This is a genomic window from Pseudomonas sp. SDO52101_S400 (assembly GCF_054071635.1).
This window is the reverse complement of sequence record NZ_JBSVWF010000007.1, coordinates 93,372-108,579: the sequence shown is the minus strand read 5'-3', so window position 1 is coordinate 108,579 and position 15,208 is coordinate 93,372. Positions and strand designations below refer to the sequence as shown.

General features: G+C 61.1%; 13 protein-coding genes. 2 read left to right on the top strand and 11 right to left on the bottom strand.

Features of this window, described 5'->3' with window-relative positions; translation table 11 throughout:
* Positions 1 to 45: 45 nt before the first annotated feature.
* From ACW9HX_RS05375 to ACW9HX_RS05340, 8 genes are all read right to left on the bottom strand, one after another.
* Positions 46 to 675, bottom strand: a complete 630-nt coding sequence (locus ACW9HX_RS05375; protein ID WP_457379774.1) for a glutathione S-transferase — start codon at positions 673 to 675, stop codon at positions 46 to 48.
* Positions 676 to 741: 66 nt separating this feature from the next.
* On the bottom strand, positions 742 to 921 hold the full coding sequence (locus tag ACW9HX_RS05370; RefSeq protein WP_096817815.1) for a hypothetical protein: 180 nt from the start codon (positions 919 to 921) through the stop codon (positions 742 to 744).
* Positions 918 to 2,048, bottom strand: a complete 1,131-nt coding sequence (locus ACW9HX_RS05365) for a PepSY-associated TM helix domain-containing protein (RefSeq protein ID WP_457379773.1) — start codon at positions 2,046 to 2,048, stop codon at positions 918 to 920. The genes ACW9HX_RS05370 and ACW9HX_RS05365 overlap by 4 nt, the downstream gene beginning before the upstream one ends.
* A gap of 74 nt (positions 2,049 to 2,122) precedes the next feature.
* On the bottom strand, positions 2,123 to 4,549 hold the full coding sequence (locus tag ACW9HX_RS05360) for a TonB-dependent siderophore receptor (protein WP_457379772.1): 2,427 nt from the start codon (positions 4,547 to 4,549) through the stop codon (positions 2,123 to 2,125).
* A 122-nt stretch (positions 4,550 to 4,671) separates the two neighbouring features.
* Entirely contained in the window at positions 4,672 to 5,643 is a 972-nt protein-coding gene (locus ACW9HX_RS05355; RefSeq protein ID WP_457379771.1) for a FecR domain-containing protein, read from the bottom strand.
* A complete protein-coding gene (locus tag ACW9HX_RS05350; protein WP_457379770.1) occupies positions 5,640 to 6,158 on the bottom strand; it encodes an RNA polymerase sigma factor in 519 nt (172 codons plus the stop codon). The genes ACW9HX_RS05355 and ACW9HX_RS05350 overlap by 4 nt, the downstream gene beginning before the upstream one ends.
* Before the next feature lie 111 nt (positions 6,159 to 6,269).
* Positions 6,270 to 6,977: a 3'-5' exonuclease gene (locus tag ACW9HX_RS05345; protein ID WP_457379769.1), complete on the bottom strand. Its 708-nt coding sequence runs from the start codon at positions 6,975 to 6,977 to the stop codon at positions 6,270 to 6,272.
* On the bottom strand, positions 6,974 to 8,914 hold the full coding sequence (locus ACW9HX_RS05340) for a putative nucleotidyltransferase substrate binding domain-containing protein (protein WP_457379768.1): 1,941 nt from the start codon (positions 8,912 to 8,914) through the stop codon (positions 6,974 to 6,976). Before ACW9HX_RS05340 ends, ACW9HX_RS05345 begins: the two co-directional genes overlap by 4 nt.
* Before the next feature lie 253 nt (positions 8,915 to 9,167).
* Here ACW9HX_RS05340 and ACW9HX_RS05335 point away from each other — a divergent pair, with 253 nt between their 5' ends.
* Positions 9,168 to 9,635, top strand: coding sequence for a response regulator (locus ACW9HX_RS05335; RefSeq protein WP_457379767.1), 468 nt, complete (start codon positions 9,168 to 9,170; stop codon positions 9,633 to 9,635).
* A 265-nt stretch (positions 9,636 to 9,900) separates the two neighbouring features.
* On the opposite strand, the gene ACW9HX_RS05330 is transcribed toward ACW9HX_RS05335, so the two are convergent.
* Positions 9,901 to 12,078, bottom strand: coding sequence for a malate synthase G (locus ACW9HX_RS05330; RefSeq protein WP_457379766.1), 2,178 nt, complete (start codon positions 12,076 to 12,078; stop codon positions 9,901 to 9,903).
* A gap of 454 nt (positions 12,079 to 12,532) precedes the next feature.
* On the opposite strand from ACW9HX_RS05330, the gene ACW9HX_RS05325 reads away from it, so the two are divergent.
* Positions 12,533 to 13,051 carry a glycine cleavage system protein R gene (locus tag ACW9HX_RS05325; protein ID WP_457379765.1) on the top strand — a complete coding sequence of 173 codons (519 nt, stop codon included), beginning with the start codon at positions 12,533 to 12,535 and terminating at the stop codon, positions 13,049 to 13,051.
* Between the two features lie 223 nt (positions 13,052 to 13,274).
* On the opposite strand, the gene rarD is transcribed toward ACW9HX_RS05325, so the two are convergent.
* Positions 13,275 to 14,162, bottom strand: a complete 888-nt coding sequence (rarD, locus tag ACW9HX_RS05320; RefSeq protein ID WP_457379764.1) for an EamA family transporter RarD — start codon at positions 14,160 to 14,162, stop codon at positions 13,275 to 13,277.
* A 66-nt stretch (positions 14,163 to 14,228) separates the two neighbouring features.
* Positions 14,229 to 15,203, bottom strand: a complete 975-nt coding sequence (locus tag ACW9HX_RS05315) for a serine/threonine protein kinase (protein ID WP_457379763.1) — start codon at positions 15,201 to 15,203, stop codon at positions 14,229 to 14,231.
* Between the last annotated feature and the right edge of the window lie 5 nt (positions 15,204 to 15,208).

Here is a 15,208-nt window from a genome sequence, read left to right as displayed (position 1 = left end):
TGTTGATGACGCTGATCTTTGCGTCGTTGCCTCCCGCCCGGTGCGTCAAACCTTCGGCATCGTCGCAATCATCGACGGTCGCTGGCTCACTTCAAAGTACCAGTTGGCCAGTTGCGGGTTGGCTTCACGCCAGCCCAGATCCGGGAAGCGCAGATCCAGATAACCCAGCGCACAGGCCACGCTGATCGAAGCCACGTCGAAATGGCAGGTCAGTTCGGCGATGGCTTCGTGCTCCAGCAGCGCCAGGGTGCGACGGATCTTGTCGCGCTGGGCCTCGAGCCACTCGTCCCAGTGCTTTTCCGGGGCGCGCAGCACTTGCTCGTAACGCACCATTACCGAGGCGTCCATGATCCCGTCGGCCATCGAGGCCAGGGTCAGGCGCCGCCACCGGGCCGAGCCGTCGCGAGGGATCAGCGGGTTGCCGACGTGCTGGTGGTCGAGGTAGTCGAGGATCACCCGGCTGTCATGGATGACATTGCCATCGGCCAGGCGCAGGGCCGGGATCTTGCCCAGCGGGTTGTCTTCGTTGAGCGCCGCGTTGGGACTGACCGGCGTCAGGACGCAATCCTGCAAGGCAACGCGATCCTGCTGGCCGGTCTCGTGCAACAGCACCATGACTTTGCGCACGAACGGGGACAGGGTGTTGTGGAACAGGGTCATGCTGGGAGCGGACATCGGCAGGGTCTCGGTCAAGGGCAATGAACGGGCAGCATAGCGCGTTACCCGTCAGGCTCAAGCCATTCAGTGCCGTTGCAACAGACCGCGCAAGGCGAGTGCCGCTGGCACACCCAGACCGATCCAGCTCAAGCCATCCCAGATTCCGTCGCCCAGCAGCGCGGCGAACAACCCCGCCGCACTGAGCAGCGCAATCACCAGCGGTGTGCTGAAGACTTTCCAGAAATTCGACTGGCGCGGTTTCATACAGAAGCCTCCGCTGTTTCCGGCGCTGTTTTCGCTGCTTTGCGCCGCACCACCCACAAGTACACGCCGCTGCCGAGCACGATGATGGTCAGCACATCAAGGGTGGCCCAAAGGATTTTCATCGGCATGCCGCCGTAGTCGCCAAAGTGCAGTGGCTGCGACATGCCCATGGCGTCCATGTACCACGGTCGTTCAGCGACTGCCGTGACCTGGAGGTTGCTGGCGTCGATCAGCACCGGTGTCAGCAAGTGCGAAGTCAGGTGGGTGCCGCCCTTCATGAACACCGAGTAATGATGCTCGCTGGAGAAGCGGGTGCCGGGGAAGGCGATGAAGTCCGGTTTCATGTCAGGTGCGACTTCGCCGGCGATATCCAGCAGTCGGGTGGCCGGGGCAAGGTGGGTCAGCGGCGGGGCATCGCGGTAGGGCGCGATCATGGCGTTGAGGGAGTCGTTGCGCCAGGCCGCGATGATCAGATCCGCACAGGCGCTGATCACGCCGGTGACACCGACCACCAGCGCCCAGGTCAGGGTCACCACGCCGATCAGGTTGTGCAGATCGAGCCAGCGCAGGCGGGTGGATTTGTCCCGGCGCACGGTGCCGAACTCCAGACGGCGCATGAACGGCAGGTACAACACTGTCCCGGACACGATCGCGACCACGAACAGCACACCCATGAACGCCAGCAGCAACTTGCCCGGCAGACCGGCAAACATGTCGACGTGCAGGCGCAGAATGAACAGCATCAGGCCACCATTGGCCGACGGGGTTTCCAGGGCTTCGCCGGTGCGTGCGTCGAGCATGAAGGTGTGCGAGGAATTCGGCTCGGTGCCGGCGGTCTTCGCCATGATCGTCAGCACGGTGTTCGGCTCGTCGTCTTCGAAACCGAAGTACTGCACGACTTCGCCGGGACGATGAGCTTCGGCAGCCTGCACCAGTTGCGCCAGATTCAGGCGCGGCGTGTCGGCCGGCATCTCGCGCACCACCGGGGCGTCACCGAGCAGGTGCTCGATCTCGTGATGGAAAATCAGCGGCAGGCCGGTCAGGGCCAACAGCAGCAAAAACACGGTGCAGATCAGGCTGGTCCAGGTGTGGATGAACGACCAGCGACGGATTGTTTTACTTTTCATTTCATGACCTTCAAAAACACCAAAGCCGTCCACGAGGGACGGCCTGGTTGCAGGACCTGTTTCAGCTCAGGCGCTTACCACTTGTAGGTGGCGCTGGCGACGACGCTGCGCTGGTCGCCGTAGTAGCAATAGAAGCTGTCGCAGGTGGAAATGTAGTCCTTGTCGAACAGGTTGGTGGCGTTGAGGGCCAGCGATGCGCCCTTCAAGCTGTTGTCCAGGCGACCGAGGTCGTAATGCACGCTGGCATCGAACACGGTGTAGGCGTCCGCCTTGCCCAGCCAGGTGTTGGCCTTGTCGCCGTAGGTGTTGCCGGTATAGCGCACGCCGCCACCAATGCCGAAGCCGTCGAGCATGCCGCTGTGCCAGGTGTAATCGGTCCACAGCGAGGCTTGTTGGTTCGGCATCAGTTGCAGGCGATTACCTTTGTCGACGCCGTTCTGCACTTCGGACTTGGCCAGGGTGTAGGCGGCGATGACTTTCAGGTTTTCGGTGACATCGGAGGTGGCTTCCAGCTCCAGGCCTTTGACTTTCACTTCGCCGGTCTGGCTGGTGATCGATACGCCGTTGACGAAGGAGCTTACCGAGACGTTTTTCTGGGTCAGGTCATACACGGCGGCGGACAGCAGGGTCTTACTGCCTGGCGGCTGGTACTTGATGCCCAGTTCCCACTGCTTGCCTTCGGTCGGCTTGAGCGATTCAGTGGAGGACGCGTCGGCGCCACTGGTGGGCTGGAAGGATTCGGCGTAGGAAATGTACGGCACGAAGCCCGAGTCGAACACATAACTCAGTGCCGCGTTGCCGCTGAAGGCCTTGTCGCGGTCGGTGTTTGTGGCGTCGGCCTTGTTGATGAATTTCGTACCGGTGTGCACCCAGTCTTCACGGCCACCGAGGGTCAGGCGCCATTGGTCGAGGGCCATCTGATCCTGTACGTACAGACCGGTCTGGTAGGTCTTCTGGTCGTAGTCGTAGAACGCAGTGGAGCGCGCCGGACGCACGATCGGTTGACCGTAGATCGGGTTGAGCACGTTGGTGGTCAGACCGTCACCGAAGATCGAGGTGTAGTTGGTGTTGCTGCGCTGGTGATCCAGACCCAGCAGCAGGGTGTGGCGGATGTCGCCGGTGGCGAAGTCGGCCTGGAAGTTGTTGTCGACGGCGAACTGGCTGATGTCCTCTTCGACACTGGTGCTGGTGCGCCCGACGTTCCCAGCGTTGTCCACCTGGGTGTACGGGTACGAACCCGGGGTCAGGCTCTGGAACGACAGATCCGACTTGGTGTAACGCAGGTTCTGCTTGAACTGCCACACATCGTTCAGGCGATGTTCGAAGGCATAACCGAGCGCGTAGTAGGTGCGGTCGTAGTATTCCCAGTCCGGATCGCCGAGATTCTTGTGGTGGGAAACCTTGCCGAACGGCATGTCGATCTTGGTGCCCTGCACCGGCAGGAACTGGCTGGTGATGCCGGTATCGTCGCGAGTGAACTGGGTCAGCAGGGTGAATTTGGTGTCGTCGTCGATGTTCCAGGTCAGGCTCGGCGCGATGTTGTAGCGCTTGTTGTCGACGTGATCGACCTGCGTGCCACTGTCGCGTACCACGCCGCTGAGGCCGTAGAGAAACTGCCCGGCGTCGTCGATCTTGCCGGTGCTGGCGAAGTTGATCTGACGGTGGTTGTCGCTGCCGTACTGCAACTGGATTTCGCTGCTCTGCACATCGCTTGGGCGGCGGCTGACCATGTCCAGCAGGCCGCCCGGCGGGGTCTGGCCGTAAACCGACGAGGCCGGGCCGCGCAGCAGGGCGAGGCGGTCGAGGTTCCAGGTTTCCTGTTTCGGGTTGGCGTACACGCCTTTTGGCAGCGGCAGGCCGTCGAGGAATTGAGTCGGTTCGAAGCCACGCACGCGCAGCCAGTCGGCGCGGGTGTCGCTGCCGTAGCTGCTGGCGGTGATGCCCGGCATGTAGCGCACGGCGTCATCGAGGCTGTGCACGCTGCGGTCGTCCATCTGCTGGCGGGTGGCGACGGAGATCGAACGCGGCGCTTCGACCAGCGCGGTGTCGGTCTTGGTGCCGGCGGCGGTACGGGTGGCGGTATAGCCTTCGACCGGGCCCCAGGCGCTTTCAGTGTTTTCCACACCGATCACCGAAGTCTCCGGCAGGGCCATTACACCTTCCGGCACGGGGATCAGGGTGTAAGTGCCGGTGCTGCTCTGCTCCAGTTGCAGGCCGGTGCCACGCAGGGCAGCGCTCAGTGCACCTGCGGCGTCATATTGGCCGTTGACCGGTGCCGAGGTCTTGCCCGCCGCCAGCGACGGATTCAGCGACAGCGTGAGGCCGCCCTGGCTGGCGATCTGGTTCAGGGTGGTGGACAGCGGCGCGGCCGGCAGGTTGTAGGCGCGTACGCTCGACGCCTGTTCAGCGGCGATCAGTTGGCTGCTGGCCAGCGGGGTGCAGAGGGCAATGGCGACCGCCAGCAAACTGGGGCGCAACAAGGTGTCTAGCGAACGGGACATACGGCGGCTCCTGAATGGAAATATTTCTCAATTGCCTGTGTGCCGAACGAGAATCGAAAAGTGATAGGGCTGGAGGAAAATAATTTCCATTAACGCGAAATGGCCTGCGTCATGGCAGAAGATCAGGGCTTCGGATCAGCCTTGGCCACGGTGACCCACCACGGCGTGTGCTGCTCGATCTGCACCGGCAGGGTCGGCAGCAGGGCGCTCAGTGCCTTGTCGGTATCGTGCAGCGGAAAGCTGCCGGTGATGCGCAAGTCAGCGACTTCCCGGGTAATACCCAGATGCCCGCGACGGTAGCGACCGAGTTCATTCACCAGATCTTCCAGGCGGGCGTTGTCCACCACCAGCATGCCGCGCGTCCAGGCATCGGCGCCGGGGTTGAGCGCGACGACTGCGTCCAGCCCGTTGTTGCGGATCAGCACCTGCTGGCCTTCACGCAGGATCTGTTCCTGCGGATCGGATTGCGGGTGCGCCGCGACGGCCGACTGCAACACGCTCAGGCGCGTGCCCTGTTCTTCGCGCTTGACCAGAAACCGCGTGCCCAGCGCACGCATGTGGCCTTCGCGGGTTTCGACGATGAACGGTCGCGCATCGCCATGACCGGTCTCGATGAGGATTTCGCCTTCCTGCAACACGATCAGCCGTTGCTTGTCATCGAATCGCACATCCACCGCGCTGTGGGTGTTGAGATTGACCACGGTGCCGTCCGCCAGCCGTACGGTGCGTTGTTCACCGGTGGCCGTGCGCTGATCGGCGAACCAGTAATCCAGCGGCAGATAGTGTTCTGCAGCAAGCAGCGACAGACCGACTACCACGACAACGCTGGCCAGACCACTGCCGAGCTTGCGCACTCGGCGACGGATGCCTTCGCGCGATTGCAGCAACGCGGTGCGGGCCGGGCCGTTGGCCAGGCTGAAACGCTGGTCGAGCATGCCCAGCTGGCGCCAGGCCCGGGCGTGTTCTTCGTTGGCGGCGTGCCATTTGGCGAATTCTTCGCGCTCCAGTGGCGTGCTGGAATCGAGGGTCAATTGCCAGGCAATCGCCGCGTCCAACACATGAGCCGGCACCGGTCGGGAACTGGCCGGATTCATGTCGGCTCACCGTACAGGGCGATGTAGCACTGGCGGATGCCCTGGGCCAGGTACTGGCGCACGCGCGGCACCGACACGCCGAGTTTGTCGGCGATCTCGGCATGGGTCAGGCCGTCGAGACGGTTATAAAGGAATGCGGCGCGGGCCTTGGTCGACAGTTGGCCGAGCATTCGGTCGATGGCTTTGAGGTCTTCGAGAATCAGTTGCTGCTCTTCGACCGACGGCTGCTCGCCTTCGGGAATCAGCATCAGTTCGGCGAGATAGGCCTGTTCCAGGGCGGCGCGGCGGAAGTAGTCGAACAGCAGACCCTTGGCGATCGCCACCAGAAAGGCACGGGGTTCGCGGGGCGTCAGCAGTTCCTCGCGACCAAGCAGACGGACGAAGGTGTCCTGACTCAGGTCTTCGGCACGTTGCGGACAGGTCACATTGCGGCGTAGCCAGCCCAGCAGCCAGCCGCGATGGTCGCGATACAACGCACCGACGAGCTCACTGTGAGGGCTTTGGGCTGACGACACGAAAACACCGACTGGGAAATGTTAACCAACGAGAATTGTTCGCGATTGTGGCAGAGGTGGGAATGGTTAGCAATTGGCCACCGGTCGGGTTGTCGGGCGACAACCCGGGGCTCAGAACGAATGCGTCTGCTGACGACGCTTCCACTGGCTCAGGCGTTGCTGCAAATTCAATGGGCTGTGAATCTGCTGCTGACGCGCCCGGCTGAACAGGATCAACGCCAGCTCCGCCGTAGCCAGTGCGTCGGCGCTGGCGTGGTGGCGCTCGAATACTTCGAGCTTGAACCAGTCGATCCACTCGTCCAGCCCTGCCTCGCGGATGTGCGCCTGCGGGCACACCAGCGGTGCAATGTCGGCGACATCCAGAAACACTTGCTGCAGCTTGTGTCCCAAATGTTCTTTCACCGCCCGGCCCAGCATGTGCTGATCGAACGGTGCATGAAACGCCAGCACCGGACTTTCGCCAATGAACTCCAGCAGTTCGAGCAATGCTTCTGCCGGCTCGCTGCCGGCAGCAATCGCATTCGGCCCCAGCCCGTGGATCAACACGCTGGGGCTGAGTTTGAGTTCGCGACATTGCAGGGTGCGTTCGAACTGCTGGCTGAAATCGATAGCACCGTCGTCGATCACCACCGCGCCAATCGACAGCACCCGATCCTTGTTAAGGTTGAGCCCGGTGGTTTCCAGGTCGAGCACCACCCAGCGCTGTTCGCGCAGACTGCACTCGCTCAACTCGCCGATCGCCGGCAGTTTTGCCAGGCGTTGTCGCAGATCATCCGGCAGAACCGGGCTGGCCGGACGCAGCCACGAGAACAGGCTCATAGCTGATACCGCAGGGTCAGACTGCTTTGCAGGCGCTGGGCCTGGCGCAGGGATTCACGCAGGATGCGCCGGTCCAGATGATTGAGGCTGTCGGGATCGACCCGGTTCGAATACGGCAGGTTTTCCCGGGTCTGGAGTTGATGCTGTTGCATGCGCGTCTGCTGAATGAAGTGGTAAGCCTCTTCGTACGCGGCGCCATCCAGTCGGTCGATGACTTCTTTATTTACCAATTGGCGGAAACGTTCGAGGGTATTGTTGGCGTCGATGCCGTTGGCCAGAGCCAGCAGTCGGGCTCCGTCGACAAATGGCGTCAGGCCCTGGATTTTCAGGTCCAGCGTGGCTTTTTCGCCGTTCTTTTTCGTCAGCACAAATTCACGGAAACGGCCCACCGGCGGACGGTTTCGCAAGGCGTTTTCGGCCATCATCCGCTGGAACAACCGATTGTCGCCGACCTGTTCGAGAATCCCCCGACGCAGTTGCTCGCAACCTTGTTCATCGCCCCAGACCACCCGCAGATCGAAATAGATGCTTGAGCCCAGCAGGTTTTCCGGCGTCGCCTCGCGGATGAACGCGGCAAAACGCCGGGACCATTCAGCGCGGGACAGGCACAACTGCGGATTGCCGGCCATGACGTTGCCCTTGCACAGGGTGAAGCCGCATTGCGCCAGGCTGTTATTGATCTGCTGGGCGATGGGCAGCAACTTGCCGCGAATCTCCGCCGCATGGGCCGCATCCCGCGCATCGAACAAAATGCCGTTGTCCTGATCGGTGTGCAGGGTCTGCTCACGCCGGCCTTCGCTGCCGAAGCACAGCCAACTGAACGGCACGCCGGGGTCGCCTTTCTCGGCGAGGGTCAGTTCGATCACCCGGCACACGGTGTGATCATTGAGCAAGGTAATGATGTGGGTGATCTGGGTCGAGGACGCACCGTGAGCCAACATGCGCTCCACCAGTTGGCCGATCTCGCCACGCAGGGTCACCAGTTGCTCAACCCGCTGGGCACTGCGGATGGTACGCGCCAGGTGCACCAGATCGACCCGTTGCAGCGAGAACAGATCGCGCTCGGAGACCACGCCGCACAAACGTTGATCCTTGACCAGACAGACGTGGGCGATGTGCCGCTCGGTCATCGCGATCGCCGCGTCGAAGGCGCTGTGATCCGGCGACAGATAGAACGGCGAGGGCGTCATGTGGCGTTCGATCGGTTCATTGAAGTCGCCGACACCTTCCGCCACCACATGCCTTAGGTCACGCAGGGTGAAAATCCCCAACGGCGTCTTGTGCTCATCCACTGCGACGATGCTGCCGACCTGTTGCTCATGCATCAGCTTCACCGCTTCGCGCAGCGGTGTGGCCGGGCTGCAGGTGACTGGATGGCGCATGGCCAATTCGCCCAGGCGGGTGTTCAGCGAATATTGGGTGCCGAGGGTTTCCACGGCTTTCTGCTGGACCTGCTGGTTGACCTGATCCAGCAGGCTGCTGACTCCGCGCAGGGCGAAATCGCGGAAGGTGTTGGAGAGGGCGAACAGCTTGATGAACGCCAGTTTGTTCAGTTGCAGGCAAAACGTGTCTTCGCCTGCCAGATGTTCGGTGCGGGTCGCCCGTTCACCGAGCAGCGCGGCCAGGGGGAAACACTCGCCGGTGGTGATTTCAAACGTGGTTTCGGTGCCGCCCTTGGCCGTGTGCGGTCGCTCGCCGACCACCCGGCCCTGCTTGACGATGTAGAAGTGTTCGACCGGCCCGTCGGCGGGTTTGATGATGCTTTCGCCCTGACCGTAGAAGCGCAGCTGACATTGCTCCACCAGGTAGGCCAGGTGGGCGTGTTCCATCTGATTGAAAGGGGGGAAGCGCTGGAGGAATTGCAATGTGCCCTGAATGTTCTGCAACACCGCGGTTTTCCCTGCCTGGGTGAAGGCGTCCGCTTTACTCATAACCATTACCGCAGTCTTTTTCGAATTGTTGTTGTCGGATCGTTGCAGCCATGGTCGACCCCATCGCGCGGGGTGCCCATTGGACGTAAGTCTAGGTTTGGCGTGCCGTTGGGTGATTTTCGGAAATACCCTACGCAATCAGTCAGAAATTATCCGGTTCGCCCCTTGGAAAAAAATCCGACGAAGTGCACATTGAAGCTCTGCCCAGCGATGTCTGACCACTGTGCCAGGGGATCGATTTGAAAACGTAGAGAACGCCATGTCCGACCACGATATTTTGAGCGACGCCGAGCGGGAAGCGCTCAGCGCTGTAATGCTCGAACCCGATTTGCCACCGCAGCGTGTATTGATCGTCGATGACGACAAGGACGCCCGGGAGCTGTTGTCGGAGATTCTCGGGTTGGACGGCATTCGTTGCATGACCGCAGCCAGCGGTGAATCCGCGCTCAAGATGATCGAGGAAAAACCTTCAATCGGGCTGGTGATCACGGATCTGCGGATGGGCCATGTCGATGGTCTGGAACTGATTCGCCAGGTACGCGAATCGGTGCGGGCGGCGATGCCGATCATCATTGTTTCTGGCGATGCCGACGTGAAGGATGCGATTGCGGCGATGCATTTGAGCGTGGTGGACTTTCTGCTTAAGCCGATTGATACGGCGAAGTTGCTGGGGCTGGTCAAACATGAGTTGGGGATTGAGCCTGACGCCAAAGCCCCCTCACCCTAACCCTCCCGAAGCGTCGGACCGCCCGGAGGGAGAGGGGACTGACTGCGGGGTTTGTGCGAGTTTCACCGACCTGAAATATTGAGCTGAACTCAAAATCTGAAAAGCCCCCGATCTGCTCCCTTTCCCCCTCGCCCCCTTTGGGGGGAGAGGGCTGGGGTGAGGGGGGATGGATCTCAAGCCCTACTCAAAACTCAGACATACATCACGAACAAAAAAGCCCTGATCAAAAGATCAGGGCTTTTTCATGTCCGGCATCAGAGCAGGTTTACAGGCCGTTGGCAGCCTTGAACTCGCGGCGACGACGGTGCAGTACCGGCTCGGTGTAGCCGTTCGGCTGCTTGGTGCCTTCGATCACGAGTTCGACCGCCGCCTGGAAAGCGATGTTGCTGTCGAAGTTCGGTGCCAGCGGACGGTACAACGGGTCGTTGGCGTTCTGACGGTCAACCACCGGCGCCATGCGCTTGAGGCTTTCCATCACTTGCGCTTCGGTCACGATGCCGTGGCGCAGCCAGTTGGCGATGTGCTGGCTGGAGATACGCAGCGTCGCACGGTCTTCCATCAGGCCGACATCATTGATGTCCGGCACTTTCGAGCAACCGACGCCCTGGTCGATCCAGCGCACTACGTAACCGAGAATGCCCTGGGCGTTGTTGTCCAGTTCGTTCTTGATCTGCTCCGGCGTCCAGTTCGGGTTGACCGCCAGCGGGATGGTCAGGATGTCATCGACCGAAGCGCGGGCGCGTTTGGCCAACTCGGCCTGACGGGCGAACACGTCGACCTTGTGATAGTGCAGCGCGTGCAGCGCAGCGGCGGTCGGCGATGGCACCCAGGCGGTGTTGGCGCCGGCCAGCGGGTGAGCGATTTTCTGCTCCAGCATCGCCGCCATCAGGTCGGGCATCGCCCACATGCCTTTACCGATTTGCGCACGGCCTTGCAGGCCGGTGCTCAGACCGATATCGACGTTCCAGTTTTCGTAGGCGCCGATCCATTTTTCGGCCTTCATGTCAGCCTTGCGCACCATCGGGCCGGCTTCCATGGAGGTGTGGATTTCGTCGCCGGTGCGGTCGAGGAAACCGGTGTTGATGAACACCACGCGCTCGCTGGCCGCCTGGATGCAGGCCTTGAGGTTGACCGTGGTGCGGCGCTCCTCGTCCATGATCCCGACTTTCAGGGTGTTGCGCTTGAGGCCCAGCACGTCTTCGATGCGACCGAACAGTTCGTTGGTGAACGCCGCTTCTTCCGGGCCATGCATCTTCGGTTTGACGATGTACACGGAACCGGTGCGGGTGTTCTTGCGCGAAGTGTTGCCGCTCAGGTTGTGCATCGCCGCCAGGCACGTCACCAGGCCGTCGAGGATGCCTTCCGGCACTTCGTTGCCATGCTTGTCGAGGATCGCGTCGATGGTCATCAGGTGACCGACGTTACGTACGAACAACAGCGAGCGGCCGTGCAGGGTCAGTTCACTGCCGTCGACCTTGGTATAGGTGCGATCCGGGTTCATGGTGCGAGTGAAGGTCTGGCCGCCCTTGGACACGGACTCCGCCAGATCGCCCTTCATCAGGCCGAGCCAGTTGCGGTAAATCACAACCTTGTCGTCGGCATCGACGGCAGCCACGGAGTCTTCGCAGTCCATGATGGTGGTCAGTGCCGCTTCCATCAGGATGTCTTTGACGCCGGCGGCGTCGGTCTGGCCAACCGGAGTGCTGGCGTCGATCTGGATTTCGAAATGCAGACCGTTGTTCTTCAGCAGGATCGCGATCGGCGCATTGGCATCGCCCTGGAAGCCGATCAGCTGTGCGTCGTTGCGCAGGCCGCTGGTGCTGCCGCCCTTGAGGGTAACGACCAGTTTGCCGTCAGCAATCTTGTAGCCGGTGGAATCGACGTGGGAGCCGGCTGCCAGTGGCGCCGCTTCGTCTAGGAACGCACGGGCGAAGGCGATGACTTTGTCGCCACGCACCTTGTTGTAGCCTTTGCCTTTTTCCGCACCACCGGCTTCGCTGATGGCGTCGGTGCCGTACAGGGCGTCGTACAGCGAACCCCAGCGGGCGTTCGAGGCATTGAGGGCGAAGCGGGCGTTCATCACCGGAACCACGAGTTGCGGGCCGGCGGTACGGGCGATTTCGTCATCGACGTTTTGCGTCGTTGCCTGGAAATCAGCCGCTTCTGGCAGCAGATAACCGATCTCTTGCAGGAAGGCTTTATAGGCCACGGCGTCGTGTGGCTGACCGGCACGGCTCTGGTGCCAGCCATCGATACGAGCCTGGAAGTCATCGCGTTTGGCGAGTAGGGCTTTGTTCTTCGGCGCCAGGTCGTGAATGACCTTGTCGGCACCTTCCCAGAATTTTTCGGCGGTGAGGCCGGTACCGGGAATGGCTTCGTTGTTCACGAAGTCGAACAGGACTTTGGCGACCTGCAGGCCACCGACTTGAACGTGTTCAGTCATTGCTTGCCTCACTCTGCTCAGCTATTTCGCTTTTCAGCTCTTCAATTTAACAATGAAGCCTCTGGCCATTTAAACCACAAACCCCTCGACCAGTACATGCCATCGCTGGCGGCTGGGCTGGGACCAATCAACGGCTTGGGGGCCTTGCTGACAGGGCTTTCAGGGTTGCGAACGTGCCTTGGGCAGACATCGAACCAACGTTATGTAGTGCGCGCTGCGGCATACTACATGATGAGTTGCGGTTGTGAAAATCAGACTAATTACGTCGTTCTGCGACCCCATGACGCATTGCGGTCACGGCGCGGAACGGGATGTTCTCAAAAAACCAATGGATTGTTCCAGTTAAATATAAAAAGTTGTACACGATTCGTGATTTCGAGCGTCTGAGGCGTCCGTCGAACGCTTGCCTATACTTGCTTTTCTATAACAAGAGTCATGACAAGAGGGCTGCGCCATGAATCATCTCGTACTGACTGTCTTTGCTCCGGACAAGCCCGGGCAGGTCGAGCGCATCGCCCAATGTATCGCCGAACACGGCGGCAACTGGCTGGAAAGCCGCATGTCGCGGATGTCCGGGCAGTTCGCCGGGATTCTGCGGGTCGCTGTGCCAGCGGAGGCTTACGACGAATTAGTCGATGCCCTACAAGCTTTGTCGGCCCATGGCATTCGTGTGCTGGTCGCCGAAAGCGGTATCGAACAGGCCTGCACCTGGAAGCCGATCGCCATGGAACTGGTGGGCAATGATCGTCCGGGCATCGTGCGCGACATCACCCGGCTGCTGAGCGAGCAGGGCGTGAACCTCGAACGGCTGGTGACCGAAGTACGGCCGGCGCCGATGAGCAGCGAGCCGCTGTTCCACGCCGAAGCCATTCTGGCGGTGCCGCTGACCCTGTCGCTGGATGTGCTGCAATCGCGCCTGGAAACTCTGGCTGATGACTTGATGGTGGATTTGGTACTGCGCACCGACGTGTGAAGACGGATCGGGTTATCCAGTTTTAACGTGCACCTGCCTGTGGATAACCTGTAGAGACTGACCGCCAGGCCAAGCCCGCCGTGGCTTGGCGTGGATTGATCAAAAAACCGCCAGCATTCAGTGACTTGCGCACAAACGGCGGGGATCACGCTGTGGATAAGCTTGGGAAGGAACGATACAGGCCACGAGAACCGTGGCCTGTGGAGATTTGTGCGTTTTTTGATCAGCTGCGGCGGCGCAGGCTCAGCCAGGCATCGACGCTGTACACCGCAAGACCGGCCCAGATAAACATGAACGCGATCAGCGTGCTGGACGACAGCTGCTCACCGAACAGCAGCACCGCCTGCAACAGCACCAGCGTTGGCGCCAGGTATTGCAGGAATCCGATCGTGGTGTAGGGCAAATGCCGAGTGGCCGCGTTGAAGCATACCAATGGCACCAGCGTCACCGGACCTGCAGCGACCAGCCACCAGGCTTCGGAGGTGGTCCAGAACGCGGCCTGTGCGCTGGTTGCAGTCGGATTGAACAGCAACCATGCAATGGCGATCGGCACCAGCATCCAGGTTTCCACCACCAGCCCTGGCAGTGCCTTGACCGGCGCCTGCTTGCGGATCAAGCCGTAGAAACCGAAGGTCAGCGCCAGCACCAGCGACACCCACGGCAGACTACCGACCTGCCACACCTGCTGCGCAACGCCGACCGCCGCCAGACCGACCGCCAGCCACTGCATGCGGCGCAGGCGTTCGCCGAGGATCAGCATACCCAGCAGCACGTTCACCAACGGGTTGATGTAATAACCGAGGCTCGCTTCCAGCATCCGGCCATTGTTCACCGACCAGACATAAGTCAGCCAGTTGGCCGCGATCAAGGTGCCACTGAGTGCGAGAATCGCCAGGCGTTTCGGGTTGTCGCGCAACTCCTGCCACCAGCCCGGATGCTTCCAGACCATCAGCAGCAGCGCGCCGAACAGCGCCGACCACAACACCCGGTGGATGATGATTTCTACCGCCGGTACTTCGGCGATGGCTTTGAAGTAGAGCGGGAACAGTCCCCAGATGATGTAGGCACTCAGGCCCAGAATGTACCCGCGACGCGGGTTGGCGGCTTGCATGCAGAATCCTTGCTTAGGCAACTAACAAAGCAGCGATTGTACGGGCAGTTGTATAGACGTGTCGTGTCAGAAAAGCTTCAACGGCTCTTCATTCAACGCCGCCAGTTGTTCACGCAACGCCAGTACCTGATCGCCCCAATACCGCTCCGTGCCGAACCACGGAAAACTGTGAGGGAACGCCGGATCATCCCAGCGTCGGGCCAGCCAGGCGCTGTAGTGCATCAGGCGCAGGGCGCGCAGCGGTTCGATCAACGCCAGTTCGCGCGGGTTGAAATCGTGGAATTCGTTGTAGCCATCCATCAATTCCGACAGTTGTCCGAGACATTCCTGACGGTCGCCGGCGAGCATCATCCAGATGTCCTGCACCGCCGGGCCCATGCGGCAGTCGTCGAGGTCGACGATGTGGAACATTTCGTCGCGGCACATCATGTTGCCGGGGTGACAGTCGCCGTGCATGCGGATGTTCTGGTGCGGCGTGGCGGCATAGACGTCTTCCACGCGTTTGAGCAGGTCACGGGCGACCGACTCATAAGCCGGCAACAGGCTTTTCGGAATGAAGTTGCCTTCCAGCAAAGTGGCAAGCGACGCATGGCCGAAGTTCTTCACAGCCAACGCTTCGCGGTGTTCGAACGGTTTGGTTCCGCCGACCGCGTGCATGCGCCCCAGCAACTGGCCGAGGCGATACAACTGATCGAGATTGCCTGGCTCCGGCGCTCGGCCACCGCGACGGGGAAACAGGGTGAAGCGGAAACCGGCGTGTTCGTGCAGGGTCTGGCCGTTGTGGATAAGTGGCGCCACCACCGGGATCTCGACGTCGGCCAGTTCGAAGGTGAACTGGTGTTCTTCGAGAATGGCCTCGTTGGTCCAGCGCTGCGGGCGATAGAACTTGGCGATCAGCGGCTCGGAGTCTTCGATGCCGACCTGATAGACGCGGTTTTCGTAACTGTTGAGCGCCAGAATGCGCGCGTCGCTCAGAAAGCCGATGCTTTCGACGGCATCGAGCACGAGGTCTGGGGTGAGGGTTTCAAACGGGTGGGCCATGCTGA

Coding starts and splice junctions, on each gene's coding strand:
- ACW9HX_RS05360 (WP_457379772.1), bottom strand. CDS start 4,549: ATGTCCCGTTCGCTAGACACCTTGTTGCGCCCCAGTTTGCTGGCGGTC.
- ACW9HX_RS05355 (WP_457379771.1), bottom strand. CDS start 5,643: ATGAATCCGGCCAGTTCCCGACCGGTGCCGGCTCATGTGTTGGACGCG.
- ACW9HX_RS05345 (WP_457379769.1), bottom strand. CDS start 6,977: ATGAGCCTGTTCTCGTGGCTGCGTCCGGCCAGCCCGGTTCTGCCGGAT.
- ACW9HX_RS05340 (WP_457379768.1), bottom strand. CDS start 8,914: ATGGTTATGAGTAAAGCGGACGCCTTCACCCAGGCAGGGAAAACCGCG.
- ACW9HX_RS05325 (WP_457379765.1), top strand. CDS start 12,533: ATGAATCATCTCGTACTGACTGTCTTTGCTCCGGACAAGCCCGGGCAG.
- ACW9HX_RS05365 (WP_457379773.1), bottom strand. CDS start 2,048: ATGAAAAGTAAAACAATCCGTCGCTGGTCGTTCATCCACACCTGGACC.
- ACW9HX_RS05335 (WP_457379767.1), top strand. CDS start 9,168: ATGTCCGACCACGATATTTTGAGCGACGCCGAGCGGGAAGCGCTCAGC.
- ACW9HX_RS05375 (WP_457379774.1), bottom strand. CDS start 675: ATGTCCGCTCCCAGCATGACCCTGTTCCACAACACCCTGTCCCCGTTC.
- ACW9HX_RS05315 (WP_457379763.1), bottom strand. CDS start 15,203: ATGGCCCACCCGTTTGAAACCCTCACCCCAGACCTCGTGCTCGATGCC.
- ACW9HX_RS05330 (WP_457379766.1), bottom strand. CDS start 12,078: ATGACTGAACACGTTCAAGTCGGTGGCCTGCAGGTCGCCAAAGTCCTG.
- ACW9HX_RS05370 (WP_096817815.1), bottom strand. CDS start 921: ATGAAACCGCGCCAGTCGAATTTCTGGAAAGTCTTCAGCACACCGCTG.
- rarD (WP_457379764.1), bottom strand. CDS start 14,162: ATGCAAGCCGCCAACCCGCGTCGCGGGTACATTCTGGGCCTGAGTGCC.